The following is a 25,422-nucleotide window of genomic DNA, read 5'->3' as shown; positions in this document are numbered from 1 at the left end:
TCGAAACAACCACCCGGTGCGCTCCCCTCAGCGACGTGTCCACGATGCCCTGAGACATCGCAGTGTTCATCTGAATGGACGTACGCTACCGTTGTAGATACAGAGTTCTCCTATTTAGAGAACATCAAGGTGGTGGTCCTTATGCATGGCGGCGTGATCCTGTTCCGGGGAACCGGAGCCGATGCGCGCCGCTATGTCGAGGCTGACCGTTCCCGCGCCGATGACTACTACCTCGGCGACGACGCCTCTGTCGCGCAGTTCACGACCCTCGACAGTGAGGGCAACGTCACCGCTGCTCTCGGGCTCGATCCGGAGACCTACGCCGGATGGGTGGACTGGGTGAACCCGGTCGCGGGCGAGTCGATGGGCATACCGCGACTGCCCGGCCAGGGGCGGCAGGGGTCGCCGCGGTTCGCGGAGATGGTCGTCAACACCCCCAAGTCGTTGTCGATCGCCGCCGCGCTGCACCCGAAGGTCTCCGATGCCCTTGACCGTGCGCAGCAGGATGCTGTGGCGGAGATTCAGCGGTGGGTCGCCCAGCACTCCGTAACTCGTGTCGGGCCTCGTGGCAGGCAGGAGGTCGTGCCCGCGCGTGAGGTGCAGACGGTGGCGGTGTCGCATCGCACGTCGCGTGCGGGTGATCCGCATCGGCATATCCATTTCCAGATCGGCACCCGCGTGCAGGCGGCCGGGAAATGGCGTGCGCTCGATACGGCGGCGTTGTTCAAGCAGCAGGGCGCGATCCGTGCTCTCGGCACCGCCGTCATCGCCGCGCACCCCGAGCTCGCCGAAGTGCTCGACCGGCACGGCCTCACTCTCGACACGATGACCGGGGAGGTGGTCGAGCTCGAACGGTTCAACCCGATGATGAGCAAGCGCGGCGAGCAGGTGCGCAAGCATCTGGAACGGTTCGAGGCCTGGTGGGAGGCGGCGCATCCGGGCGAGACGATGGGGCCGGTCGTCTCCGCCCGTCTCGCGGCGAAAGCCTGGGCGCATGAGCGCCCCGCGAAGAAGCCCACCACCCTGCGCGAAGAACAGGCGTGGATCGCGGAGTTGCGGGAGGCCGGCTACGATCCCGACACGTTGCAACGCCCCGCCCCGCGTGCACGGGTATCGCTCGACGACCTGGCGGTGCAGACCGTTGCGAGTCGTGCGCTGGACCGGTGCGCTGCGGGTGGGTCGGCGTGGACGCGGCACACGGTGCAGGAGCACGCGACTCGCATCATGACCGACGACGGCGTGCACGCCACCCCTGCCGAGATACGCGAGTTCGTCAACATTGCAACGGGGTTGGCGTTGGAGGATTGCTTCTCGATCCTCTCTCCCGGCGCACCGACTCCCGAGCATGTTGCGCACCTCACGAGCGTGCGGGTGGTGCAGGCCGAGACCGAGCTGCGCGACTTCCTGGCCGCACGGGTGCCGAAGCGCGAGCCGCGTCACCCCGACCTGCACGAGACCGCGCACGTGCACGGCCTGGATGCCGGGCAGACGATCGCGGCTGCGGCGGTGGCGTCGCGTGATCCGCTCGTGGTTGTGGAGGGTGCGGCCGGTGCGGGCAAGACTACGATGCTCGGTGCTGCAATCGAGGTCGCAGCGCAGCACGGTCGGGCGGCGCGGGTTGTTGCGCCGACGTTGCGCGCCGCGCAGGTCGCGCACGAGGAACTCGGCGTGCCTGCGACGAGTGTCGCAGCGCTCGTGCACGTCCACGGGTGGCGGTGGAACGATGACGGCGTCTGGACGCGCCTCGTCCCAGGCGATACCGACCCGGAGACGGGCCGCACCTACCGTGGCCCTACCGAGACGGCGCGGCTGGTGCGGGGTGAGCGGGTGATCGTGGACGAGGCTGGGATGCTCGACCAGGACACCGCCCTCGCCCTCCTCACCATCACCGCCGAAGCGAAAGCGACCGTTGCCCTTGTCGGGGATCGTGCGCTGCTTCCCGCGGTCGGGCGTGGCGGGGTGCTCGATATGGCCGCGCAGATTCGGGGGCGCACGTTCGATATGGCCGAGGTGCACCGCTTCACCGACCCTGCCTACGCCGACCTCACCTTGCGAATGCGCGACGGCACCGACCCCGGCGATGTGTTCGACCGACTCGCCCAGCAGGGCCTCGTGCGGCTCCACTCGAACAGCGAGGACGCGCACGCCCATGTCGCCGAACAGCGGGAGGATGGGGAGGCGGTGACGGTGAGCACGAACGATGAGGCCCGCACCGTCAATGCCGCTATCCGCGAGGAGCGGGTCGCTCAGGGTGTCGTCGACGATACCCGCACCGTCAACGGCAGCGACGACCTCGCCATTGGTGCGGGTGATGTGATTCAGACGCGTCAGAACGATTCCGGTATCGGGGTGGCGAACCCGCAGCAGCGGATCGTGCAACGGGTCGAGGACGACGGTGCGCTCCGCGTCCGCGAACACGGGAACGGGCTCAAGCAGCAGCACACCGTGCGCTTGCCCGCCGAGTACGTGGCCGAGCACGCGCACCTGTCCTATGCGGCGACCTCCTACGGGGTGCAGGGCGCGACCGTGGCCGGAGCGCACACGCTCCTCACCGACGCCACCAGTGCCGCGAGCGTCTACGTCGGCATGACAAGGGGCCGCGAGACGAACCTGCTGCACGTCGTCGCGGAGAGCGAGGCGGATGCGCAGGCGCAGTTCATTGAGGCGATGGCACGCGACCGCGCCGACCGCGGCCTCACCACCGCCACGCAGCGTGCCACGGAGGCCGTGGCCGGGCTGACCGACGACGGCCCAATGCGGTTCGTCAACGAGGAGATCGCCGCGCTCATGCACCGCGCCCAGACCGCCGAGGTGCAGGCGCAACGGTGGCAGCGGGTCGGCACCGCCCTCGCCGACCTCCGCGAACGCGAGACAGTCGTGCGAGAACGGGCACGCGCGGCCGAGGAGGCGGCGAAGCAGCGAGTCGTTGAGGTGCGTGCCGAGGTCGCTACCCCGTTCGTCTCAGCGGCGGAGGCAGCGCTGAGCGACTGGCACGACGCCGACACCGCCGCGCAAAGGGCAAGCGATCAAGTACAGGCGGCGTCTTGGTTCGGGAAGCGTCGCGCCCGCACCGACCACGAAACCGCGCAGGCCCGCGCTCAGCAGGCACGCCAGCACCTCACGGACGAGTGGGGCGGCCCGCCGAAGTGGAACGAGCAGAGCGAGGCGTGGGTGCAGCGCGTGACCGGCCCGCTCGTGGACGGGCACCCCCGCGTGATCGACGCCGAGCACGAGCACCGGCAAGCGCGCGACACTCTGATCGGTCGGCCCGAGCAGGCGCAGATGGCTCGGTTGGCCGCGTACGCGCGCGTGTTCGGTACCGACAACGTGCTCCGCAATCGGGAGAGCTATCTCAGCGCCAATCCCGCCCGGCAGGGGGCGCGGGCGGCACAGGCCGCGAAGCAGGCACGGGAGGAAGCCGACGTGCTCGCTACCCTCACCCCGGCCGAGGCGACAGCGCGGATCGAACAGACCCGCGCCGAACAGGCCGCTTGCGAGGCCCAGCGTGTCGAGCGGGAACGCGCCCGCCAGGACATCGGGCGGGAGCACCGCAGCACCACGCCTCGCCGCGATGGGCCGGGCCTGAGCCTCTAAACGGGCGCGTTACCGTCCGAGGGACGGCGGCTCGTGGCGGCTGGTCGGGCCGGGGTGTTCCGGCCAGTCCGGTAGCTCAGGCGGTGCTGCGGGCCGCCTTGGGGGTGGCAGCAGTCCGGCTGGGAACACTCGTTCCAGATGCTTCCGCCGTGCGCGCTGTTCCCGTTCCAGTTGACCGAGCGGTGCGCCGAGCGTCTGGCTGAGGGTGCGGATCATGGTCTGCGCGTCGCGTTGGAGGCGGACATAGGCCGGTGCAGTCTCCGACCCGAGGTAGCCGGGGCGTGCCTGGGCTTTGGCGAAGACGGCAGCATAGCCCTGCAACCAGTCGAACGCCTCACGTACGTCCAGGGGGCGGTGCTGTTCCCGGCGCAGTGCGGCTGCCGCCTCAGCGGGCCGCTGCCATTCCCCGGCATCGGTGCGGGAGTTGTCGAACAGGAGTCGTTCGCGGGAGAAGACCTGCACTCGTTGGACGTGCGGGAGCGCTTCGAGCGCGGCCACGACATCCGCCGACCCTGCCAGCGCGCTTTCGTGGGCTTGGGGTGGTGTCCAGCGGCCCACGGCCGGGTATCCGGCGTCGAGGGAACGCATCTCCGCCGACAGTCTGGATACCGCCGCCGGGGTCGCCACGGCGACGACCTCGACCCGGTACCCGGCCGTAGCGAACCGGGTTGCGGTGGCGGTGACCATGCCCGCGTCGCGGAACGTGCCCTCCAACAGCACCGAGTACCGATGCGCGAGCGCGTGATCCAGGGCCGGGCTGACGAGGCCGCCGGAGACGGGGGCGGTTGCGGCGGGCATTTCGAGCGGTGCGTGATCGGCCAGGCGCGCATAGTCGGGGTGGTACTCACGCAGATCATCGCCGGTGATCTCGACCAGATCATCGGCGGCGTGCTCGCGGAGGATCACCTGTTGCGCGCGGGTCTTGCCCGCTGCCGGTTGCCCTCCAAGGAGCACCAGCACCGGAGCCGCTTGATCGGGTGCGTGTCCGGTGAAGAGTTCGTCGCGGGCGTCAGCGTCGAAGACCTGGGCGAGCCAGGCGTCGGAGCCGACCGGTTCGGTCACTCGGTGCCGGTGAGGGCGAGCTTTTCCAGCCGCCACACTTCATCTTGCGCGATGAGCCCGGCCCGGTCGTCGGCATCCAGCGCCCGCACCTGCTGCTTGACCAGGCGGCGGCGCGCGGCCCAGTGGTCGCGCTCGGCATCGTCGGCGGCAGTGTTCTTGCAGGTGAGCAGGATCGCGGAGAGCACCGAGGCGGTGTGCCGGGCGATGTCGTAGAGCATCGCGTCGGAGACGTGATCGAAGTCCGCCCGTGCCTGTGGCGGCTGGGTCAGGATCGTGTCACTCATGCGCTCCTCCGTTCCTCTCTGCTAAGAGTTTACCGCTGTGGGCTGATCGTGCCCAGGGCGGTGGTGCCGAATCGGCACGCCCGGCAACGTCTCATCCATCATCGGGGCGGGTGTCGGCGAACAGGGCGAGGAACTTCTCGCGCGGGATCACGATGCGACGGCCGAGCTTGACCGAGGGGATCGTGCCCTCGTTGATGCTCGTGGTGATCGTGCGGGGGTCGACCCCGAGCGCCTCGGCAGCTTCTTTCCGGGTGATGACCAGGCTGCGCCGCCTGCGCAGGTCTTCCATGTCAAGAGTGCTCTGCCGCATCATCACACCATCCGTTCCAATTACGCGCGCGAGGAGAGGTTCCCCCTATCATCCGCGCCAGGGATTGCATTGTCAAACGTCGCGGTTTAGTTTTCCTATATGGAGAACAAACGACTGCGGGGAAACCCCGCCGGGCTCACGAACAACTACGTCGCGCACAACGTCAGGAACGCGCGTCAGTCCATCGGCATGGACTTGCGCACGCTCTCGCAGAAGCTCACCGAGGCGGGTCGGAAACTCTCGGTGTCCGGGGTGAGCAAGGTAGAGCTGGGCGACCGGCGCGTGGACGTGGACGACCTCACCGCGATCGCTTACGCCCTCGGCACCACCCCCGCCGCGCTCCTCTCGCCATCGGAGGGCGAGTCCGCGTTCACCGGCGTACCCGCCGGGCACACACCAGAGGAAGTGCGGGCATGGCTGGCCGGTGACACGGCCCTCACGCACGCCGCGCTCGTGGGGTATTGGCAGAGGCAGGCGCAGGACGCCTTGTACGAGGTCGAGACTGCGAAGCTCAAGCTCGAAGCCTACGCAGAGAGCGAGAACGCGATGGCCGCGTTCGGCCCCCACTACCAGGAGCGCGTCGAGCGCTTCCGGAAACGTCTTCAGCACGTCAACCTGCGCCTGCTGCAGCTCGACCCCGATGCCAGGCCGTTCGGCGAAAGCTAACCCCGACTACCCATACGAGAGGAGATGACGACGATGAAGCAGCCCGACCAGTCCAGTGACGGGGGGTGAGAAGCAGCAGCGGCGTTCGCGTTCCCGGCAGCCCGGTTCGATCCAGGACTACGACACCGACAAGGGCAAGCGGTGGCGGTTCCAAATCTATGTTCTGAAAGATCCCGAGTACCCCGAGATGGGATCGCGGCGTCTGACCCGTTCCGGATTCATGAGCACCGACGAGGCCAACGATGCGTTGCAGGAGGCGTTGAAGCAGCGCAAGCAGAACGAGAAGTTCGGCAACAAGGTACCCACCCTTGGTGTCTACGCGGACGAGTGGGCGGCAGGGCTCAAGCTCGCGGCGTCCACGATCAAGGGGTACAAGAAGATCATCCGCAACCACATCCGCCCGCACCTCGGCATGATCCGGCTCGACAAGCTCACCGCCACGAGGATCGCCCGCCACTACCGCGACTTGGAGCAGTCAGGGCGCAAGGACACCTATGGCAAGGGCAAACCGCTCTCGGCCAACAGCGTGCATAAGGTGCATGTCGTGCTCGGCGCGATCCTCGACGCCGCGATCGACGACGGGCACCTGACGGTGAACCCAACGAAGAAGAAGCGCACCGTCAAAGCCCCGACCACGAGCGAGGTGCGAGCGCAGAAACCCGAGATCGTCACCTGGACAAGCGAACAACTCGCCCTCTTCCTCACCTGGAACGAAGAGGAGCTGAAAGACGAGCTGTTCCCGCTCTGGCGGCTCATCGCCTACACCGGCATGAGGCGCAGCGAAGCCCTCGCCCTGAAGTGGAGCGACCTCAACACCAAGCGCATGACGGTCAGCATCCGCCGCGCGGTCGATACCGACGACTGGGCGAAGACGAAACCCCCGAAGACCGGCAACGCGCGCGTGATCGACGTGGACGAGGACACCCTGAAAGTGCTCGCCTCCTACAAGGTCGCCCGCGCGGAACTCTCATTCACGCTCGCCAAGGCCGACGCCTACGTCTTCGGCGACGACGACGGGAAGCTGCGCTCACTCGACGATCACGACGACGATGAACATCTACGCCCACGTCCCCCCGACCGTGCAGCGATCGGCCGTGACCCGCTTCGCCGCCCACCTGGGCAAGGCTTAGCACTTTTTCTAGCACTTCCGACGCGAAAGACCCCCAACCCGAGAGATAAAATCCCAGGTCAGGGGCCATTTCATTCGCGTGCGCGAGGGGGGACTTGAACCCCCACGCCCTAATACGGGCACTAGCACCTCAAGCTAGCGCGTCTACCTATTCCGCCACCCGCGCATCTGGGTGATTGCGTTCCACTTGGCTTTACGCCTTGTTTCCCGCAACGAGAGACTACATTACCAGCGCCTCGGGGCGGCTACGAACCGGGCCAACTCCCGGGCGTGGCGCGCCAGGCGCTACCCCATGTCAACACCGAAGATCATGCCCAGAACGTAGGTCACACCGGCCGCGCCGAACCCGATCGCGAGCTGGCGTAGTGCGCGCGGAAGCGGCGAGGCGCCCGAAAGCAGGCCCACGGTTGCACCGGTGAGGAGCAGAGCGAGTCCCACCACGATAAGCGCGGCAAGAATCGCCGTCACCCCGCTCATCCCGAAGATCCACGGCAAAACGGGCAGAAGGGCTCCCGTTCCGAAGAAGAGGAAACTCGAAGCCGCCGCGCGCCATGCGCCGCCCACTTCCTCGTAGGAGTTGTCCCCCACCGCCTGGGTGGGCAGACGTCCGGCGTGGGCTGCACGGATCGTGGCACGGGCCTTCGCCTGCGCGGTGTCGTCGCTCATCCCGCGCGTTCGATAGACGAGGGCGAGTTCGTTCTGGTCAATGTCGAGATCGGGCAGTCCAGCGTCGGCGTACGTACTCTCGCGCGTCGATTCGAGCAGCTCTCGCTGCGAGCGCACCGAGACGAACTCGCCCGCCGCCATCGACAGTGCTCCCGCCAGCAGACCCGCTATTCCGCTCACCAGCACGAACTGTGGCGCGACACCGGTGGCTCCGATACCGAGCACGAGGGCAAGGTTCGATACCAGCCCGTCGTTCGCACCGAACACGGCCGCGCGGAAGGTGCCGGAAAAGCTCCGGCGGCTTCGTGCTGCGAGGCCGCGCACGACCTCGTGATGCACCTTCTCATCGGCGCGCATCGCGGGAGTCGCATACGGATCGTCGTCGTACGGCGATCGTGCCTCGGCGCGCTGAGCAAGCGCGAGAGCGAAGACCGACCCGAACCGGGAGGCGAAGAAGGCCGTCACACGCGTGGTGAAGCTCGCGGGTGGGAGCCGCTTGGGTTCCTCCCCGAGAAGCGTGAGCCAGTGCTGCTCGTGGCGTTTCTCCGCCTGCTCAAGCTCCAGCAGAATCTCGCGCTCCTCGCCGTCTTTTCGGCGCGCGAGGCGGCGGTACACGGCGGCTTCAGCACGCTCGTCGGCAAGGTACTGCGCCCACTTGCGGCGCTCGCGGGGCGTTGCCTCGGCAGGTTCAAGGTCGGGGGCAGCGGATGGCACGGCGGGCTCCTCGGCTGGTGCGTGTCGTCCCGCGCTTCACGACGCGGGGTCACCTCGAATCTACGGCCAGCGGACCCCGAAGAGCGCGCCGTTCCGCCGCATTCGGAGCATTTCGGGCCCCCGAATGCGGTGCGAAAACGCCCTAGCTGTGCAGGCGTTTGCGCAAGAAATCGATTCGGCTCTGCAACTGTGCGACCGTCGCTTGGGCAACGGCGGGGCCGCCGCACGAGCGGCGGAGCCACGCATGAACCTGTCCGTGCGCATCGCCCGTCTGACGCGCGTACACGCCCACGAGGCTGTTGAGAAGCTGACGCTGCTCCTTCAGAGTGCGGTGCAGCGGGGCGGGAAGCGAAGACTCGACGCCGTCTTTTTCTTCGCGGGCTTCACGCACACGGCGATGACGCGACTGCCTCGCCTGTCGCTGCATGAGCAGATCGTGAACGGCTTCGGGCTCAAGCAGCCCGGGCAGGCCGATGAACTCCAGTTCTTCTTCCGACCCCGGTTCGGCGAGCTGTCCGAACTGCTGCCCATCGAAGACAACGGAGTCGAAGTGCGCCGTTGACCCGAGGGCCTCGAAGGTGAATTCTTCTTCTGTGAGCTCGTCGCTTGCCTTCTCTTCGCGCTCGGCGGCGTCGAGGAGCGAGTCGTCGAGTCCGTCGGCGTCTTTTTCGCCGCGATCGAGAACGTGATCCCGCTGCTTCTCAAGTTCATGGGCCAGCGCCATGAGCACCGGCACCTGTGGCAGGAAAACGCTGGCGGCCTCGCCCTTGCGGCGAGCGCGCACAAAACGTCCGATGGCCTGGGCAAAGAACAGTGGCGTCGACGAGCTCGTGGCGTATACGCCGACGGCGAGCCGGGGAACGTCCACTCCCTCGGACACCATGCGCACGGCGACCATCCATCGGGTGGTGTTCTCAGAGAACTGCTCAATGCGCCGTGATGCCTCACTCTCATCGCTCAAGACGATCGTGGGGCGCTGACCGGTGATCTCATGAAGAATCGCCGCGTACGCCCGAGCATTGGTCTGGTCAGTGGCGATCACGAGGCCACCCGCGTCCGGAATGTGGGCGCGGATTTCGGTGAGGCGCTGATCAGCGCTCTTCAACACCGCGGGCATCCATTCGCCGCGTGGGTCGAGAGCCGTTCGCCACGCCTGGCTGGTGATGTCCTTCGTGTTGTCTTGGCCGAGATTCGCTTCGAGTTCGTCCCCCATGCGGGTGCGCCACTTCATGTGCCCTGTGTAGACGTGGAAGAGAACAGGCCGGACAACGCCGTCAGCGAGGGCGCGGTCGTAGCCGTAGCTGTAGTCGGTGATCGATGTGCGCGCGCCCTTTTCATCGGGTGTGTATTCCACGAAGGGGATGGGGGCATCGTCGCTGCGGAATGGCGTTCCACTCAGCAGGAGGCGGCGTTTGGCGGGGGCATAGGCATCACGGATCGCGTCGCCCCAGCTGAGGGCATCACCACCGTGGTGCACCTCGTCCAGGATCACGAGCGTGCGGGCCTGTTCGACGAGCCTCCTGTGCACCTCAGATTTGACCGCGATCTGCGCGTAGGTGACAACGGCGCCGTGATAGTGCCGCGACAGCACGGGAAGGCTGTTTTTGAAATCGGGGTCGAGGCGGATCGAGACGCGGCTCGCGGCATCGGCCCACTGCGTTTTGAGGTGCTCCGTGGGGCAGACAACGACGATTCGGTCGATCTCACCACGATCGCGCAGTTCACGGGCCACCGTGAGCGCGTACGTGGTTTTTCCTGCGCCGGGGGTCGCCGCAACGAGGAAGTTCTTCTGGTCGGCATCGAAGAACCTATCGAGTGCTTCCTGCTGCCACGCGCGCAGTCGACCAGCGGTACCCCTCGGGGCCCTCTGCGGATACGACGGACTCAGAACCACGAGGGACCACGATAGTCGCGTCCCCCGACATCGCTCCGGTGTGACTCTCAGGCGGTGGACGCACTCGGTATCACGAGATATATTCCGAGGGCGGAACATCTGGAGGACCGATGAACTCGACCGAGGCACGCACACCCTTCGTCCCGAACGATGATGCTCACCCCTGGCGACGGATGGTATCCGTTGGCGATTCCTTCACGGAGGGGCTAGGAGACCCGGAAGAGTCATCACCGGGGGGACACCGCGGCTGGGCCGATCGCGTCGCCGAGGTGCTGGCATCGCAGGTGGACGGCTTCGCCTATGCCAACCTCGCGGTGCGGGGAAAGCTGATCCGGCAGATTCACGACGAGCAGATCGAGGCCGCTGTGTCTCTCAAGCCCGATCTGGTGACTCTCGGGGCTGGGGGCAATGACGTCATCCGGCCCGGAACCGACCCCGACGAGATCGCCACACTTTTCGATGAAACCGTCACCCGTTTGAGCGCCGATGGCGCCGCCGTCGTCGTATTCACGGGCTTCGACGTTGCCTGGAACCCGGTGTTCCGCCCGTTCCGCGGCAAGATTGCGATCTACAACGAGAACGTCCGAGCGATCGCCGATAAACACGATGCGATCGTTGCCGATCTGTGGGCGCTGAAGGAGATCCAGGATCCGCGTTTCTGGGCAACCGACCGCCTGCATCTGAACACGCTGGGACACCACGAGGTCGCACGGATGGTCCTCCGCGCGCTCAACGTGCCCAACGGCCTTCAGCCGATGCGGCCCGATCCCACCCCGCAGCGGACATGGCGCGCGGCCCGCGGCGATGATCTCGTGTGGGCGCGCACTCACCTGGTCCCGTGGGTGCTTCGGCGCCTGCGCCATCAGTCATCCGGCGATGGCGTTCTTCCGAAGCGTCCCGATGTCGTGCCGGTCATCGGCGGCGATAGCGGAGTCTGATCCACTCAGGCCGGTGGGTGCTGAAGCGCCCACAGCGCAACCGCAGACGCGGAGGCCACGTTGAGAGAATCAACGCCTCCCGCCATCGGGATGATCACCTTCGTGTCGGCGGATTCCTGCGCCCAGCGGCTGAGGCCCGGCCCTTCGGAGCCCATTGCAAACGCCACCCGCTCCGGGCGCTCGGCCGCGAAGCGATCGAGGGGAACCGCGTCCTCCGCCAGCGCCATCGCGGCAATGTGAAACCCTGACGCATGCAGAACCTCTGCGGCCCCGTCGCCGCCTTTTGTGCGCCATTCGGGAAGTCGCGTCCACGGCACCTGAAAAACCGTTCCCATCGACACGCGCACACTGCGCCGGTACAGCGGATCGGCGCAGCGCGGCGTCACAAGAACAGCATCAGCTCCCAGGCCCGCGGCTCCGCGAAAGGCCGCGCCAACGTTGGTGTGGTCGACGATGTCCTCCAGAACGAGCACGGTTCGCGCGTCACGCAGCACCTCGGCAACGGAGGGAAGCGCCGGGCGGTGCATCGCCGCAAGAATGCCGCGGTGCACGGTGTATCCGGTGACCTGTTCGGCCACCGCGTCCGGCACGACGAAAACCGGAATGTCGCTGTCGCCGACCAGCTCCTCGACGTCGTCAAGCCATTTCTCCGCCGTCAGAACGGATCTCGGCGCATGCCCCGCCGCAATCGCGCGGCCGAGCACCTTGGCGGATTCAGCCATGTACAGCCCCCCCTGGGGCTCTAGAACACGGCGCAGGGCGACGTCGGTGAGGTTGCGGTAATCGGCCAGTTGCGGGTCCGCGGGATCGTCGATGTGCACACGCTGCATGGCCCCATCCTCTCGCAGCGTCCTCCGAAGAGAATCCGGAGCACACGCTCGGCCGTAAGATCGGTCGCGTGACGTTCGCCGAGACATCCGACACCCAGGTGCGCCGACAGATCGACCGCGCGGTCGAAGCTCTGTCCGGTCGTCGGCTTGCGGTGCTGACGGGTGCTGGTGTCTCCACCGATTCCGGCATTCCCGACTATCGGGGCGAGGGGGCGCCTCGGCGCTCCCCCATGACCGCACAGATGTTCTTGGCGGATCCGGCCGCGCGCACCCGCTACTGGGTGGGTTCGCACTTCGGCTGGCAGGCATTCTCGGCCGCTCAGCCGAACGCCGGCCACACCTCGCTCGCCCGCCTGGAGCGCACGGGGCATACGACGGGTGTGGTGACGCAGAACGTCGATGGCCTCCACCTGCGGGCTGGGTCGAACCGCGTGGTTGAGCTCCACGGAACCATGCGCCGCGTTCTCTGCACCGAGTGCGGGCAGGTGTTCGATCGGCGCGATATCGGTTCACGCATCGAGCGCGAGAATCCGTGGATCACGGTCCCCGAGAATGTTCCGCTGGGGCCGGACGGCGATGTTGCGCCCGACGCCGACCTCGATTTTCGTATTCCCGATTGCACGGTCTGCGGCGGGCTCCTCAAACCCGAGGTGGTGTTCTTCGGCGAGTACATTCCCACCGAGCGCTTCCGTGAAGCGGAGCAGGTTGTTCTGGCGGCCGATGCCCTCGTGATCGCGGGTTCCTCCCTCGTCGTTAACAGCGGCATTCGCCTCGTCGAACGTGCACGACGGCGCCGACTTCCGATTGTCGTCATCAATCGTGGGACGACGAAGGGCGATCAGCGGGCGACGGTAAAGGTGGAGGGCGGAACCAGCGAGGTTCTCGCCGCCCTGGCCGAGGAGCTTCCGCCCCTCTCATAACGCTAGGCTCGTCGCGTGACTGTGATTGCTCTGCTCCGCCATGGCCAGACCGAATGGAACCGCGCCCGACGGGTACAGGGGCGTAGCGACATTCCCCTCAACGAAACGGGTCGCGCACAGGCGGCGGCCGCCGCAGAAGCCCTCCGCGGAGGCGAGTACACCCGGATCACCGCGAGCCCCCTGCTCAGGGCGAAGGAAACCGCCGAGATTATCGGACAGAGCCTCGGCCTCGGAGAGCCCGCCCTGTTCGATGGGCTCATGGAACGCTGTTATGGCGAGGCGGAGGGCATGGACGTGTCAACGTACTGGGAAACCTACGCCGGCGGCAAGGTTGTTCCCGGCGCCGAAACGGACGATGAGGTTCTCGCCCGTGCGGTCCAGACACTGATTGACATTGCCGCAGGCGGTCCAGAAGACGAGCACGTGATCGCTGTGGCGCACGGCGGGCTGATTCGGCGCGTTCTCGAGCACGCTTCGGACGGCCGGTATCCGTTGCCGAATGAACGAATCGAAAACGGGTCCCAGCAGATCATCGAGGTCACCGGCTCCGAGTTCCGCGTGCTGTCGTACGTCGGCGTCTAGGGCCGTCCGGCCGCACCACGGGGCACCCGCATGATGAGCCGATCTCAGCGCGTCACTCGGCAGCGCCGCCGCCGTCTGCTGCGCACGATCACCGTAGCGCTCGTCGCGATCGTCGTCGTCATCGTCGTGCTCGTCTGGCGCGGATCGGCAACGTCGACAGATGCGCCGGTCGGACACGATCCGACATCCGCAGTGCCTTCCCCGACTCCGACGTCGAACGAAACCCCTGCGCCGGACGAACCACAGGATGCCGGCGCGTGTTCCGTCACGCTGTCTGCTGAGGGCATCACCGATCAGACCACGACACACGAAAACGGCGCACTGTTTTCGCCCCTCCCCCAGCCTGTTCGCGACGACGTCGTGTTCGCCGGCTGGTACCAGACCGAACTGGCGGCAGAAGGACTCGACAGGTCACAGCGCGTCGGTCTCGCGACGCGAGTCGCGTGCGAGGACGGCGCGCTCACCCTCCATGGCGCATGGCTCAGCAGCGACGAAGTGACCGATGCCGCGGTGGGAGTGCCCGTTTTGATGTATCACCAATTCACGGATCAGCCCGAGGGCATCGACGATCCGTTACGCCTGAACTGGGCGTACGCCGGAGACGTCGACGATCACATGCGATACCTGGCGGAGAACGACTTCTACCTCCCCAGCTGGGAAGAGCTCGACGCCTTCATCGACGGGGCTCTCTACCTGCCTCCGGAATCTGTGATCGTCACCGATGATGACGCGCACGCGAGCTGGTTCGACCTCGCCGTTCCGATCGTGAACAGGTACGAGATCCTCTCAACGAGTTTCGTCATCACGAAGTGGCGCGATGAGCCCACACCTTCGCCCTACGTTCTGCAGCGATCGCACACGCATGACATGCACGAAGCGGGCGCAAACGGCGAGGGCAGAATGGTCAATTGGTCGCCGGAAGAGATCGCTGCCGATCTCGAGACCTCCGCCGCCATCCTCGGGGCGAAAGAGGTTGTCGCGTATCCGTTCGGCCACTACGACGAGCGTACGAAAGAAGGCATGCGCCTCGCCGGATTCGAATTGGGTCTGACAATCGAACCGGGCCGCGTGTACGCCGGAGCAGACAAGTTGGCCCTGCCGCGGGTACGGATCGACTACGGCATGGACGTCGACGCGCTCGCCGCGCTCGTGGGGTAGGTCACCTCCTTCGAGCAGCAGGGTCGTATCGCGCAGTGTGCGCAACACAGGCTGATCACATTGATCGGCGGTATCCCCGCGCCCTGGTAGGATTTTGCATTATGACCTCCCTCGATCAAGTCGACCTCGAGCTGATTGCCGCACTCAGCGACGATCCGCGCGTTACGGTCGTCGCGCTGGCTGAACGGCTGCGCCTCTCGCGCAACACGGTGCAGGCTCGGATGTCCCGACTTGATAAGGCGGGGGTTTTCCAGTCGTTCGAGCGATCGATTTCGCCGACCGCCCTTGGCTTCCCTCTGCAGGCATTCGTGTCGATCGGCGTGGACCAGGCGTCGCTGCCGCAGATCACCGAGGAACTCCGGCGCGTTCCCGAGGTCGTGCAGGTGCACGGTGTCTCCGGCCAGGTCGATCTTCTTGCTCTCGTAGCGTGCCGCGACGCACGACACCTGTTCGACGTTGACGCTCGGATTCTGAGCGTCTCAGGCGTCGACCGCACCGAGACGCAGCTCGTGATGAGCGAAGCGATTTCCTACCGTGTCTCCGGGCTGATGGAACTCGCTCGACGCGAGAACCGCCGCTAACAGCGGCGTCTACGCGAGAAAGTCGCGAATCGCGGCCGCAGCTTCGGCAGGCTTTTCGTAGTGGATCAGGTGCCCCACATCGTCGATCTCGACAAGCGTCGCGTCGGGAAACATCGTGGCAAGCCGGCGCTCCGCAGCAATGGGCGTGATGTCGTCGCGCACGGCGGCCACTAACATGGTCGGCTGCGGCATCTCGGGCGCATACGCGCGCACATCATGCGAGACGCTCGTCACAAACGCCTCGTGCAGGGATGCCCTGTCGGCGAATCCCGAGAAAAAGCGATCGTGCTGATTGTGGATCCAGCGGCGCAGCCCGGCGTCACGCGTCTTTGCCATCGCCACGCTCATCACCCGGACGATGAGGCGCGAACGCAGCAACCAGGTGCCGATCCGCGGGGGAAGATTCGCCGACGCCCAGTAATAGAACTGCGCCAACCGCGTCAGAACCGCCCGCGGCCCCTGCAATGCCGGGGCGCCGATGGGATTGACCAGCACAACTCGCGGCGTCGGAAGGCCCTCGACCACCGCGGCCGCTACGACAATCGATCCGAACGAGTGACCGAGGATCACAGCGCCCGGCGCGACACTCGCGGCGAACTCCCGAAGCCACGCGGTGAAGGCGGCAAGGTCATGCGGCCGATTCAAGCGACCGGTTTCGCCGAACCCCGGAAGATCAGGCATGATCCATCGGACGTCGGGCATGTGGGCGACGATCGGTTCAAGGCCATGATGGTCTCCACGAAAACCGTGAACGGCGAGAATCGTCAGCGGCGCGTCGGCCGGCCCGTACTCCCAAAACACCGTGTCGGATCCGGCGACAGTCACAACGCGACGAGACACCGGAATCGCCGCGAGTTGCTGGGCGTACGGAGAAGGCACTGGCACCAGGCGAGTCTAATGGCGCGGCGCGGCGCTTCCGCCCGAGACCCCGGTGTGGCAGACGTCGAATGTCAGGGAAGGCGAATACCGTCAGAGTATGAGGACGTCGTGGCCGGATCCACCGCCGCTCTTCGGGATGGATGAAATCGGACATCCCGGCGAGAAGACAACGTGGACGCCACGGGCACCCCGCGCGGCTCGCACTCGGAGCACCTCCCCGCAAGAGCTGCAGCTCAGCGGTGCTGCGGTGCTGTTCGATTCCGATTCCCTCAACGCCCTCGACTCTCCCCCTCTGCCTCCCGAGGAGTCCCCCATGGCTTTCGACGAAATCATCGCGCAGTATGCGCCGGTCGCGGGTCAGCCGCTCAGCCGAGTGGCGGTGTTCGACCTCGAAACCACCGGAATCGACGTTGTTCGCGATCGCATCGTCACGGCGTACGTCGGCGTTCTCGACGAGCACGGAAACGTCATCGACGAGCGCTCCTGGCTGGCCGACCCCGGCATTGATATCCCCGAGGCTGCCTCGGCCGTTCACGGTATCTCCACGGAGCGCGCGCGTACGGAGGGGCGCCCGGCCGCAGACGTCGTCACCGAGATCGTCGATGCCCTTCGCGCACTCCTCGAATGCGGTATCCCCGTCGTCGCGTACAACGCATCGTTCGATTTTTCGGTGCTGAAGAACGAGGCGATTCGCCACGACATCACTCCGATCGAGCGCCCGATGCCCGTCTTTGACCCGCTCGTGGTGGACAAGCAACACGATCGCTTTCGCCGCGGCAAGCGCACTCTGGATCTCGTTGCCGCCCACTACGGCGTGCCGCTCGAGGACGCACACGAGGCGTCGGCCGACGCGATTGCTGCGGGTCGCGTTGCTTTGGCGATCGCCGGACGTTATTCGAAGGATCTCCCGGACTCTGCCGCGGAGCTTCACGCGCTACAGATCATTTGGGCGAAGGAACAGGCCACAAGCCTCACGGAATACCTCGTGAAGGTGGGCCGGATGCAGCCGGGCGAGTCCGTCAACGGCTCCTGGCCCGTCAAGTAACGCCTCAGAAGCGGACCGCTGCGTTTAGCAACCGGGACCGGCTGGGTCTTCCACACACGTTCGCTCGACGAGCAGCGCTTCGACCTCATACACCCGCACGTCGACTGCGGCCGGGCTCGAAACTACCTCACCGGCAATCGGAAACACACCCCACGGGCCGAAATCGGCGATCGCGGAGTACGCCACCGTCACCGACACCTCGAAGGTTCTGGCCTCGCGGTACGCATGGCTCGTTGACGTGGCCGTCAGCTGTTCCTGGCCCAGCTCGTCCCATGTCGGCGCCGTCGCGCCAGCGAAACCCGTTGTCCCATCGCCGTAGTCGAGCCAGATCGATTCCGGCGTGAAGGTGAGCGTGACCGGAGCGCCAAACAGCGACCCCGTCACAGAGTGCGCGTGAACGGGAACAGCGACGTTCATCGGTGCTCCGCGCACGGCAACACCGTGCGGTTCGATGACGGGAACAACGGGCACCGGAGCAAACACCGCCACGTCCGTCTCCGTGATGACGGGAGGGATGGGCGGCGGAGCTGCTTCCTCGACCGGGGCGGGAACGGGAGCCGGCTCAGCCGGATCGAGCGGCAAACACGGCGGACGCCACAGCTCAGGCGTTGCGCACACGTCCGTCGGCCCGTCGTCTTCCTGCTCCCCTGGAACGCCAGGGACTCCGGGCAGCAACGGTCCGGGAACCGCAGGCGGGGCAGGGATCGCGCCCGGGTTCGGGCCCGGCGCGGGGGCGACGGGCGGGCCACCACCCTCCCGCTCGTCACCAATGACGATCTCCGGGCCACCACCCGCGTCGCATCTCCCGGTCGCGACCTCAAGTCGGGAGCAGGAAGAGCTGCGATGATCTCCAGCCGTCTCTGTGAAATCAGCAGCTACGAGGCTCACAGCTAGCACGAACTCACCTAACATTTCGGTTCAGCCCGCTCCGTCATGCTCGTAATCCGGAGTTCGCCATCGACGGAAACAAACTCGATCTCCGCCTGGTACAAGGGTTCCTCGCGCGCGCTCTCCGGTTCGCCGTCTGGAAGCTTGATCCACGTATCAGAGTCATCGTGACATGCATGCGCGGTGACTGATGCTGAACCACCAATTAGCGAGAAATCTACCCCGTCAAACGACGTCACGATGGATTCTCCTGAAAGCTCAATCCCACGCTCGCGGTATTCCTGCATTGCTTGTGCTTCTCGAGCTCGAAAGTCCCCAGCGAGATATTCGAGCGCCAACTCATCGCCGTATGGCATCGTCGCCTCGATGAACGCGCGATAGGTTTCCTCTGCCGCGGCAAAGGCACTTTCCTCGGTCCACTCCACCGGCGCATCGTTCTGCGGCTCTTCGCTCGCGCACGATGCGAGCAGGGCTGATGCGAGCACAAGGCTGGAAGACGCGACGAGGATTTTGCGCATGCCCAGAACCGTAGACGAAATCACGCCGGGACGTTGAAGTTATCCACAAGCGAAGCCACACCCGCGAATCTGCCTCGCGCGGCACATCTACCGGCCCGTCGTCGCCGTGATCGTGAAGGTGCGATTGCGCGCGATCTGCCGGGTGGGCCCGACGATGCTTTCGAGCTGAGGGCGGTAGCGCAGGTGGCTGTTCCACACCGTCCACAGCTCACCTCCGGGGCGTAAAACGCGGGCGGCGTCGGCGAAGAGCCGCGGTGCGATCGCATCCGTCACGGCTGCTCCCGAGTGAAACGGTGGGTTCAGCAGGACGAGGTCAGCGGAGGCGTCGGGCTGCTGCGCGAGACCATCGTCACGAACCACGGTCACGCGATCGTCGACACCGTTCGCCGTCATCGTTTCTCGCGCGGAGGCAACGGCTGCCGCCGAGCGATCGGAAGCGATCACCCGCGTGCCGGGGCGGGCCAGCGCATAGGCCGCGGCAAGCGCGCCCGTTCCGCACCCCAGGTCGATCGCGTCGCGGGTGTGCGGGATCTGGCCGAGGTGCTCGAGAAGAAAGCGTGTGCCGATATCGAGGGATGTTCCGGCGAAGGCGGCCCCGTGAGCGACGAGAGTGAGCCCCACGTCATCATGCCGGCGAGTGCGCGGCCACGTCCGCTCCGACGCCGGTCGCGTTGGCCGCGACGCATGCAGCACGCGCGATTTCGACGCGCCCCTGCTCGCGTGCACGGCGGTGAAGTGGGCGGCCAGCGTCTCGTTCATCGATGGCGTCATGTGCTTCACGCGGCCGCCCGCAACAACGCGCACGTCATCGCGTGCTGACGCGGCGATAACAGCCGAGATTTCATCGAGTGCGTCGAGCCCGCGCGGAAGCACCAGTAGAACGAGCGTGGCATCGCGAACAAGCGTGTCATCGAGATCGTGCCAGGTGATCCTCGCCGGATCCGCGCCAAGCACCTCCGCGTTGCGAACAAGCGCCCGCTCCCCCGTGATCAGGTCCTGATGCAAACGCACGCGCACATCGGGCAGCGCCGCAAGGAGAGAGAGCGTCAGCGCTCCGTAGCGATCGCCGATCACGACGATGTCGCGGGTATCAACCGCGAACGGTTCCGCTTCACGAAGAATCAGTCGATCACTCTGATCAGCGGCCACCAGATCGTGCGCCTCGACGTCTGGCCACCGTCTCAGCGTGGGCGCAACAGCATCGTAGGCTTCGGCGAGGGTCACGACGCAGACCGCTCGACAATGCGCTGACCGACCACGGCCGACACTCCGTCTTGTCGCATCGAAACGCCGTACAGCGCATCCGCGATCTCCATCGTGCGCTTCTGGTGAGTGATCACCAACAACTGGCTGTTCTCCCGTAGCTTCTCGAAGACGCCGAGCAGCCGGCCGAGGTTTGCATCGTCGAGCGCAGCCTCGACCTCGTCAAGGATGTAAAAGGGACTGGGCCTGGCCTGGAAGATTGCCGTCAACAAGGCGACGGCCGCGAGAGAACGCTCACCACCCGACAGCAATGACAACCGTTCGATTTTCTTTCCGACGGGTCGAACGGACACTTCAATACCCGTTGTGAGCATGTCGTCGGGGTTCGTCAGCGAAATCGAACCAGCCCCTCCAGGGAACAGAATCGGAAAGATCTCGCCGAACGCCTGCTTCGTGTCTTCGAAAGCGTCGGCAAAGATTCGCTGCATCCGCTCGTCAAGATCTCCGATGATCGACTGCAGGTCTTTGCGGGTGCGCACCAGATCATCCAGCTGCTCGGTGAGGAAGCTGTGGCGCTGTTCGAGTGCGGCGAATTCCTCCAGCGCGAGCGGGTTCACTCGGCCCAGTTGGCTGAGCTTGCGTTCGGCGGTACGTAGGCGCTTTTCCTGTTCCGCGCGAACATAGGGAACGCTCTCCGGCTCGCCGTCGAGCTCGTCATCATCTCGCGTCTGCTCTGCGAGCACGTCATCAAGAGGAACGGGCTGATCCGGACCATATTCCGCCAGCAGAATATCTTCGCTGATCCCCAGCTCCGACTGAACGCGTTCGGTGATGCTGACAAGGTGCAGCTTCTTCTCGTGCACCTGCAATTCCACACCGTGTACGGCCTGGGTAATACCGGCGAGCCGCTCGCGAATCGTCGTCTCCTGGTCGCGCAGGCCGCGAAGCTCCTGTGATACCGAGCTACGCGTCTTCTCCGCCTCGGATAGCGCGATCCGAGCCTGAGAAACGGAACGATCTACCGAATCAAGGATAGCCGGAAGCTGTTCTGCGACGCCCTCGGCGATATCGCGTTGCCGCTGCCGAAGCACGGCGCGACGCGCTGCCTGTTCCGCGGCACGCTGTTCGCGTTCGCGCTGGTTTTCGAGTCCGGCCGCGTGCGCCTCGGCCGCACGCACCCGCTCGCGCGTGGTCTCAACGTCCAGCCGCGCCGCCATCTCGTCTTCACGAGCTTTTTCGAGCGCCTCCTGCAGACCCTCGCGTGCGGAGACGTCCAAGCTCGGCCGCGGCAGCTGCTGCATCGCAGCAAGTTCGGCCGCTGCGCGCGTAGCGCGGGCCTCAGAATCGGTGACGGCTTCCTGCGCACGAACGAGATCGTTGCTCAGCCGTTCGCACTCGGCAACTGCTGCTTCGTGGCGCACGGTGACGCGGTTCACGCGCTCGGCTTCTTGCGCCAGCCGTGCATCATGTCCGCGAAGAGCTTCGAGCGCGTTGCGCTGGACGGCGCGTGTCTCCTGCACGCGCCGTTGGCACATCTGTCGCTCCTGTGCGAGCCTCTCGACCTCACCACTGACCTGCTCGAGGAGGGCGGCGGCATCGTCCCGCTCTGCCTGGAGCGCCAAGCGAGACGTTCCTCCGCCGGAACCTGCCCGCACGGTGCGCAGGGTCGCCACCTCACCGTTGCGGGTCACGACGATCGCGCTCGAGCGCCAGCCCTCGGGAAGGCCGTCGAAGATGGCGGGCGCATCGGCGAGCTCCGACACGATGAGAACGGACGCGAGCACGCCCTTGATTCCGGAGGGCGCGCTGACAACATCGATTGCGCGATCGGCGCCGGACACGGCGGGAACCGCATCACCCTGTTCGGCCTCGGCAATCACAACGTCAACGGCGCCGGCGTCACCGGTTGTTGCCGCCAGACGATAGGCATCATCGCGACGAGCCACGAGCACGCCCTCCGCGAGTGGCCCGAGCACTGCTTCGATCGCCTGTTCAAAGCCGGCTCGCACCTGGACCGATTCGCTGACCAATCCCATGACGCCGTCGTCGTCCCGGGCAATGATCGATCCCGCCGCGTTCGTCACGTCGAGGGCCGAGCCGAGCGCCGCGACCTTGGCGGTGAGCGCATCCGCCTCGCGCTCGGCCTCGCGATGCGCGCCGCGCACCTCTTCGAGCGCCTTCTCCGCCGCGGACACGTCGCGCTGTGCCCGTTCATAGTCACTCTGATGATGGGCGGCGCGTTCTTCTGACGCTTCGGCAGCCTCGAGAGCGGAAACGTCGGCCTCCGCCTGCGCACGACGATCATTCGCGGCATCGAGCGCCTGCTGCTGGCGGACAACGGCACCTCGCACCGCGTCAAGGGTTTGCTGAGCCGCTTCTGCCGAGCCGCGAAGCGTGTTGAGCTTCATGTCGTGCTCGGACACCAGCGCACTCTGCCTGGCGATCTCGGCATCAAGAGCGTCAAGATCAGTGCGAACGCTGCCGACGGCGCGTGAGGCCGCTTGCGCCGCGTCCTGCGCATCGCCGATCCCATCTTTGAGGCGCGTGACCTCTTCACGAGCGGCGTCGATTGCCTGCTGCGACACCGTCACAACGGCCTGATGATCGTCCGCGTCGGCGCCGAGCAGGCTCAGGCGTTGATTCGCGAGCGTGAAGAGGCCGCGGATACGCTCCTGCGCCTGTTCCAGGCCGAAAAGCACTCTCTGAGCCTCGTCCACGGCACGCGCGGTCTGCGAGCGCTCCAGATGCGCGATGCGCGCTCGCACGGTCGCCACCTGATCTTCAAGCGCGATCCGTTCCGTGTGACGTTCGCGCTCACCGCGCGCGAACTCTTCCAGAGCGGCCTTCAGCTGCAGGACGTCATCGGCGTAAATGCGCGACTTCGCATCGCGAACAACCGCGGCAATCGTCTGAGCCTGGCGGGCAATCTCGGCCTGACGTCCGAGCGGCTTCAGTTGCCGCCGCACCTCCCCCGCGAGGTCGCTCAACCGTGCAAGATTCTGCTCCATCGCGTCGAGCTTGCGCACGGTCTTTTCCTTGCGGCGACGGTGCTTCAAGATTCCGGCAGCTTCTTCGATGAACCCGCGGCGCTCTTCCGGCGTCGCGCGCAGTACCGTGTCGAGCCGCCCCTGGCCAACGATGACGTGCATCTCTCGGCCCAGTCCGGAGTCGCTCAGCAATTCCTGCACATCGAGCAGGCGACACGTTTCACCGTTGATCGCATATTCGCTCTGGCCGCTACGAAAAAGCGTTCGGCGAATCGAGACCTCGCTGTAGTCAATCGGCAGGGCGCCGTCGGCGTTGTCGATTGTCAACTGCACCTCGGCACGGCCCAGAGGACCGCGCGTTGCGGTGCCCGCAAAGATGACGTCCTCCATTTTTCCGCCGCGAAGGCTCTTCGCCCCCTGCTCACCCATCACCCAGGCAAGCCCGTCGACGACGTTGGATTTACCGGAGCCGTTCGGGCCGACGATCGCCGTGACGCCGGGCTCGAGCACGAAGGTTGTTGGTTTCGCGAACGATTTGAACCCCTTGAGAGTCAGGCTCTTTAGGTGCATGCCTTCGGCCCTCCTCTCGTGCACGGGTGGATGCTCCCTGAACATTAGCTAGCGGCCGCCGGGAACCCCCGGAAACACACGGGACACGCCGTTTCCTGGAAGAAACCTTGACGCCACGCCCGGGATGTCGCTATGTTCATCAGGCAACTAACCGTCCCGGGTCGATCACCCGCAGAGGTCGAGAGGAGGAAGACCATGATGATCATCACAAAGAATGTCACCTGGACTTCCGGCCCCGCTCAGCGCGCATGCACCACGGGAATGGGATATCCGGGAATGGGATATCGACGTAACGCATAGTTCGTCGCTGTTTCAGCAGGATCCTCCGGGAAGCCTGCTTCGGGCTACGGCTCGTTTCCGCTCGCTTCTGATCCCCTGAAGCCAGCTAGGTCTCGGCATTCGCGCCCACGTCTTTGTGACGCCATCGGGCCCTCTCGCACCGCGCATTAGGCGCTCCATCGGTGCTCCCTTTTTGCACGCATTCACGGTGGAAAACTCCCTTCTCTCTGCACGTCCTCCGTCAATTAACGAAAGCGAATCATGATCGCCACTCAACATCCTCCGTCTCTCTCGCGGCCGTCCGTTCAGCAGATCGGCCACGCCGCGGAGCGTCTTCTCGCAGACTCCGTGCCCCGCACACGGTTCGTCGACCGTGTCGCAATGAGGATCGGCCTCGCACTGCTCATCTGGGGCGCCCGCTCCACCCGGACGGCCGCGCCCCGGAAACCCCGCAACCGCATCGACGCTAACCTTGCCCGCGAGGTTCGGCGCGACATCGAGCGGAACGAAGCACACCAGATCATCCTCCGCGGAACCCTCGGCGGTTCGCTCGGACGATGAACGCCCCACGCAACATCGACACCTCCATCCCTGGCACGGGTGCGGGCTTCGCGGCTCGCACCCGTGCCCCGGCACGAACAAGAACCTCATGAACATCACGATTCACCCTCTGCACGTTCCCGACTCCCTCGACGCACCCGATGCCGCCGACTTCCTCGCCATGGTTGCCTGCGGCAACGATCAGTGGAGCCGCGATTCGGGACTCGACGGTCTGCTCGACGAGGACCCTCTTGACCTGCTCACCCAGTGGCACAACACGGTGGATTACACAAAGGTGGGGCTCCTCGCCCGCGCCGGCGACGATGCCATCGGCTTTGGAGCGGTCGAATACGGCAACGAAACGGACCACACCGCCGAGGTGTGGGTCGAGCTGAGCGCCGCCGCAGAAAAGACGGATGCGCACGATCTGATCCTGTCCCGGCTGGAGAGCATTGCGCGCGAACACGGCCGCACAACGCTGTCGCTGTACTCCGTTCACCCCGTTGACCAGCATGCCGAACGCCTTCCGTCCCCGACCGGCTCCGGATCGATTCCGCGAGATGACCGCGCCGAGCGCCTGCTCCGCAATGGGTTCTGCCTACAGCAGGTCGAGCGGCTCAGCTCTTTCGACCTCACGGGGTCCTTCGACGAGGTTCAGCATCTCCTCGACGAGGCGCTGCGCGCGGCTGGCCCCGACTATCGCGTTGTCAGCTGGATCGGCCGCACGCCGGACGAATACGTCGATGGCTACGCCGCGATTCTGCAGCGACTGTCAACAGATATCCCCTCGGGTGATCTGGAGATCGAAGCCCAGCGGTGGGATGCCGCGCGTGTCCGCCGACGCGAAGATCGTCTCGAGCGGGCGGGTCGCGAGATCGGCGTTGCGCTGGTGATTCACACTCCGACCGGCGACGTGGCGGCGTTCAACGACCTGGTCGCGGCAGCCGACCGTTCCCGACCAACGGAACAGTACGGCACGCTCGTCACGCCGGAGCACCGCGGACACAAGCTGGGGTCGATCGTCAAGTGCGCTGGTCTGATCCAGTGGCGCAGCGCGATGCCGCAGTGCCCGTCCATCATCACCTGGAACGCGGAAGAGAACCGGTTCATGCTCGACGTCAACGAGCGTGTGGGTTTTCGTCCCGTCGCGTGCTCGGGTGCGTGGGAGAAGAAGCTCGTCTGATG

22 protein-coding genes and 1 tRNA gene are annotated in these 25,422 nt (G+C 65.8%); 11 read left to right on the top strand and 12 right to left on the bottom strand.

What is annotated here, in order from left to right:
- Window positions 1-141 precede the first annotated feature (141 nt).
- A complete protein-coding gene (mobF, locus tag G6N81_RS00925) occupies window positions 142-3,594 on the top strand; it encodes a MobF family relaxase (protein WP_165137531.1) in 3,453 nt (1,150 codons plus the stop codon).
- A gap of 9 nt (window positions 3,595-3,603) precedes the next feature.
- Here the strand turns inward: mobF and G6N81_RS00920 are convergent, their stop codons facing one another.
- The 3 genes from G6N81_RS00920 to G6N81_RS00910 all read right to left on the bottom strand — a co-directional run bounded on the left by G6N81_RS00920 (window position 3,604) and on the right by G6N81_RS00910 (window position 5,253).
- On the bottom strand, window positions 3,604-4,656 hold the full coding sequence (locus G6N81_RS00920) for a zeta toxin family protein (protein ID WP_165131855.1): 1,053 nt from the start codon (window positions 4,654-4,656) through the stop codon (window positions 3,604-3,606).
- The gene (locus G6N81_RS00915; RefSeq protein ID WP_165131852.1) at window positions 4,653-4,940 is read right to left on the bottom strand and encodes a hypothetical protein; all 288 of its coding nucleotides are present in this window, start codon (window positions 4,938-4,940) and stop codon (window positions 4,653-4,655) included. Before G6N81_RS00915 ends, G6N81_RS00920 begins: the two co-directional genes overlap by 4 nt.
- A gap of 91 nt (window positions 4,941-5,031) precedes the next feature.
- Complete coding sequence (locus G6N81_RS00910) at window positions 5,032-5,253, bottom strand: helix-turn-helix domain-containing protein (RefSeq protein WP_206527880.1); 222 nt, start codon at window positions 5,251-5,253, stop codon at window positions 5,032-5,034.
- 96 nt (window positions 5,254-5,349) lie between these two features.
- On the opposite strand from G6N81_RS00910, the gene G6N81_RS00905 reads away from it, so the two are divergent.
- Together G6N81_RS00905 and G6N81_RS00900 are read left to right on the top strand one after the other, a co-directional pair.
- On the top strand, window positions 5,350-5,916 hold the full coding sequence (locus tag G6N81_RS00905) for a helix-turn-helix domain-containing protein (RefSeq protein WP_165131849.1): 567 nt from the start codon (window positions 5,350-5,352) through the stop codon (window positions 5,914-5,916).
- 55 nt (window positions 5,917-5,971) lie between these two features.
- Window positions 5,972-7,144, top strand: coding sequence for a tyrosine-type recombinase/integrase (locus G6N81_RS00900; RefSeq protein ID WP_165131846.1), 1,173 nt, complete (start codon window positions 5,972-5,974; stop codon window positions 7,142-7,144).
- On the opposite strand, the gene G6N81_RS00895 is transcribed toward G6N81_RS00900, so the two are convergent.
- The 3 genes from G6N81_RS00895 to G6N81_RS00885 all read right to left on the bottom strand — a co-directional run bounded on the left by G6N81_RS00895 (window position 7,126) and on the right by G6N81_RS00885 (window position 10,319).
- Window positions 7,126-7,211 (bottom strand) — tRNA-Leu (locus tag G6N81_RS00895). The genes G6N81_RS00900 and G6N81_RS00895 overlap by 19 nt on opposite strands.
- 119 nt (window positions 7,212-7,330) lie before the next feature.
- On the bottom strand, window positions 7,331-8,425 hold the full coding sequence (locus G6N81_RS00890; RefSeq protein ID WP_165131843.1) for a VIT1/CCC1 transporter family protein: 1,095 nt from the start codon (window positions 8,423-8,425) through the stop codon (window positions 7,331-7,333).
- Between the two features lie 142 nt (window positions 8,426-8,567).
- Window positions 8,568-10,319: a DEAD/DEAH box helicase gene (locus G6N81_RS00885; RefSeq protein WP_241245011.1), complete on the bottom strand. Its 1,752-nt coding sequence runs from the start codon at window positions 10,317-10,319 to the stop codon at window positions 8,568-8,570.
- Window positions 10,320-10,429: 110 nt separating this feature from the next.
- Here G6N81_RS00885 and G6N81_RS00880 point away from each other — a divergent pair, with 110 nt between their 5' ends.
- Entirely contained in the window at window positions 10,430-11,257 is an 828-nt protein-coding gene (locus tag G6N81_RS00880; RefSeq protein WP_165131837.1) for an SGNH/GDSL hydrolase family protein, read from the top strand.
- Between the two features lie 5 nt (window positions 11,258-11,262).
- Here the strand turns inward: G6N81_RS00880 and G6N81_RS00875 are convergent, their stop codons facing one another.
- Complete coding sequence (locus tag G6N81_RS00875) at window positions 11,263-12,087, bottom strand: TrmH family RNA methyltransferase (RefSeq protein ID WP_165131834.1); 825 nt, start codon at window positions 12,085-12,087, stop codon at window positions 11,263-11,265.
- Between the two features lie 68 nt (window positions 12,088-12,155).
- Here G6N81_RS00875 and G6N81_RS00870 point away from each other — a divergent pair, with 68 nt between their 5' ends.
- From G6N81_RS00870 to G6N81_RS00855, 4 genes are all read left to right on the top strand, one after another.
- Window positions 12,156-13,007: a Sir2 family NAD-dependent protein deacetylase gene (locus G6N81_RS00870; protein WP_165131831.1), complete on the top strand. Its 852-nt coding sequence runs from the start codon at window positions 12,156-12,158 to the stop codon at window positions 13,005-13,007.
- 15 nt (window positions 13,008-13,022) lie between these two features.
- Window positions 13,023-13,589, top strand: coding sequence for a histidine phosphatase family protein (locus G6N81_RS00865; protein ID WP_165131828.1), 567 nt, complete (start codon window positions 13,023-13,025; stop codon window positions 13,587-13,589).
- A 30-nt stretch (window positions 13,590-13,619) separates the two neighbouring features.
- Entirely contained in the window at window positions 13,620-14,747 is a 1,128-nt protein-coding gene (locus tag G6N81_RS00860; RefSeq protein WP_241245010.1) for a polysaccharide deacetylase family protein, read from the top strand.
- A 101-nt stretch (window positions 14,748-14,848) separates the two neighbouring features.
- Window positions 14,849-15,328 carry an Lrp/AsnC family transcriptional regulator gene (locus G6N81_RS00855; protein ID WP_165131825.1) on the top strand — a complete coding sequence of 160 codons (480 nt, stop codon included), beginning with the start codon at window positions 14,849-14,851 and terminating at the stop codon, window positions 15,326-15,328.
- Between the two features lie 9 nt (window positions 15,329-15,337).
- Here the strand turns inward: G6N81_RS00855 and G6N81_RS00850 are convergent, their stop codons facing one another.
- Window positions 15,338-16,213: an alpha/beta fold hydrolase gene (locus tag G6N81_RS00850; protein ID WP_165131822.1), complete on the bottom strand. Its 876-nt coding sequence runs from the start codon at window positions 16,211-16,213 to the stop codon at window positions 15,338-15,340.
- 307 nt (window positions 16,214-16,520) lie between these two features.
- Between G6N81_RS00850 and G6N81_RS00845 the strand changes: the two genes are divergently transcribed.
- Window positions 16,521-17,252, top strand: a complete 732-nt coding sequence (locus tag G6N81_RS00845; RefSeq protein WP_165131819.1) for a 3'-5' exonuclease — start codon at window positions 16,521-16,523, stop codon at window positions 17,250-17,252.
- A 24-nt stretch (window positions 17,253-17,276) separates the two neighbouring features.
- Here the strand turns inward: G6N81_RS00845 and G6N81_RS00840 are convergent, their stop codons facing one another.
- The 4 genes from G6N81_RS00840 to smc form a co-directional block, all read right to left on the bottom strand.
- Window positions 17,277-18,140, bottom strand: a complete 864-nt coding sequence (locus G6N81_RS00840) for a hypothetical protein (protein WP_165131816.1) — start codon at window positions 18,138-18,140, stop codon at window positions 17,277-17,279.
- Window positions 18,141-18,157: 17 nt separating this feature from the next.
- Complete coding sequence (locus tag G6N81_RS00835; protein WP_165131813.1) at window positions 18,158-18,658, bottom strand: hypothetical protein; 501 nt, start codon at window positions 18,656-18,658, stop codon at window positions 18,158-18,160.
- An 87-nt stretch (window positions 18,659-18,745) separates the two neighbouring features.
- Window positions 18,746-19,882, bottom strand: a complete 1,137-nt coding sequence (locus tag G6N81_RS00830; RefSeq protein WP_241245009.1) for a class I SAM-dependent methyltransferase — start codon at window positions 19,880-19,882, stop codon at window positions 18,746-18,748.
- Window positions 19,879-23,418 (bottom strand): chromosome segregation protein SMC, encoded by a 3,540-nt coding sequence (smc, locus tag G6N81_RS00825; RefSeq protein WP_165131810.1) that lies wholly within the window; start codon window positions 23,416-23,418, stop codon window positions 19,879-19,881. Before smc ends, G6N81_RS00830 begins: the two co-directional genes overlap by 4 nt.
- A 540-nt stretch (window positions 23,419-23,958) precedes the next feature.
- Between smc and G6N81_RS00820 the strand changes: the two genes are divergently transcribed.
- Entirely contained in the window at window positions 23,959-24,258 is a 300-nt protein-coding gene (locus G6N81_RS00820) for a hypothetical protein (RefSeq protein ID WP_165131807.1), read from the top strand.
- Window positions 24,259-24,346: 88 nt separating this feature from the next.
- A complete protein-coding gene (locus tag G6N81_RS00815) occupies window positions 24,347-25,420 on the top strand; it encodes a GNAT family N-acetyltransferase (protein ID WP_165131804.1) in 1,074 nt (357 codons plus the stop codon).
- Window positions 25,421-25,422 lie beyond the last annotated feature (2 nt).

The organism is Microbacterium amylolyticum, from assembly GCF_011046975.1.
GTDB classification, from domain to species: domain Bacteria; phylum Actinomycetota; class Actinomycetes; order Actinomycetales; family Microbacteriaceae; genus Microbacterium; species Microbacterium amylolyticum.
This window is presented reverse-complemented; position numbering and strand designations above follow the sequence as displayed.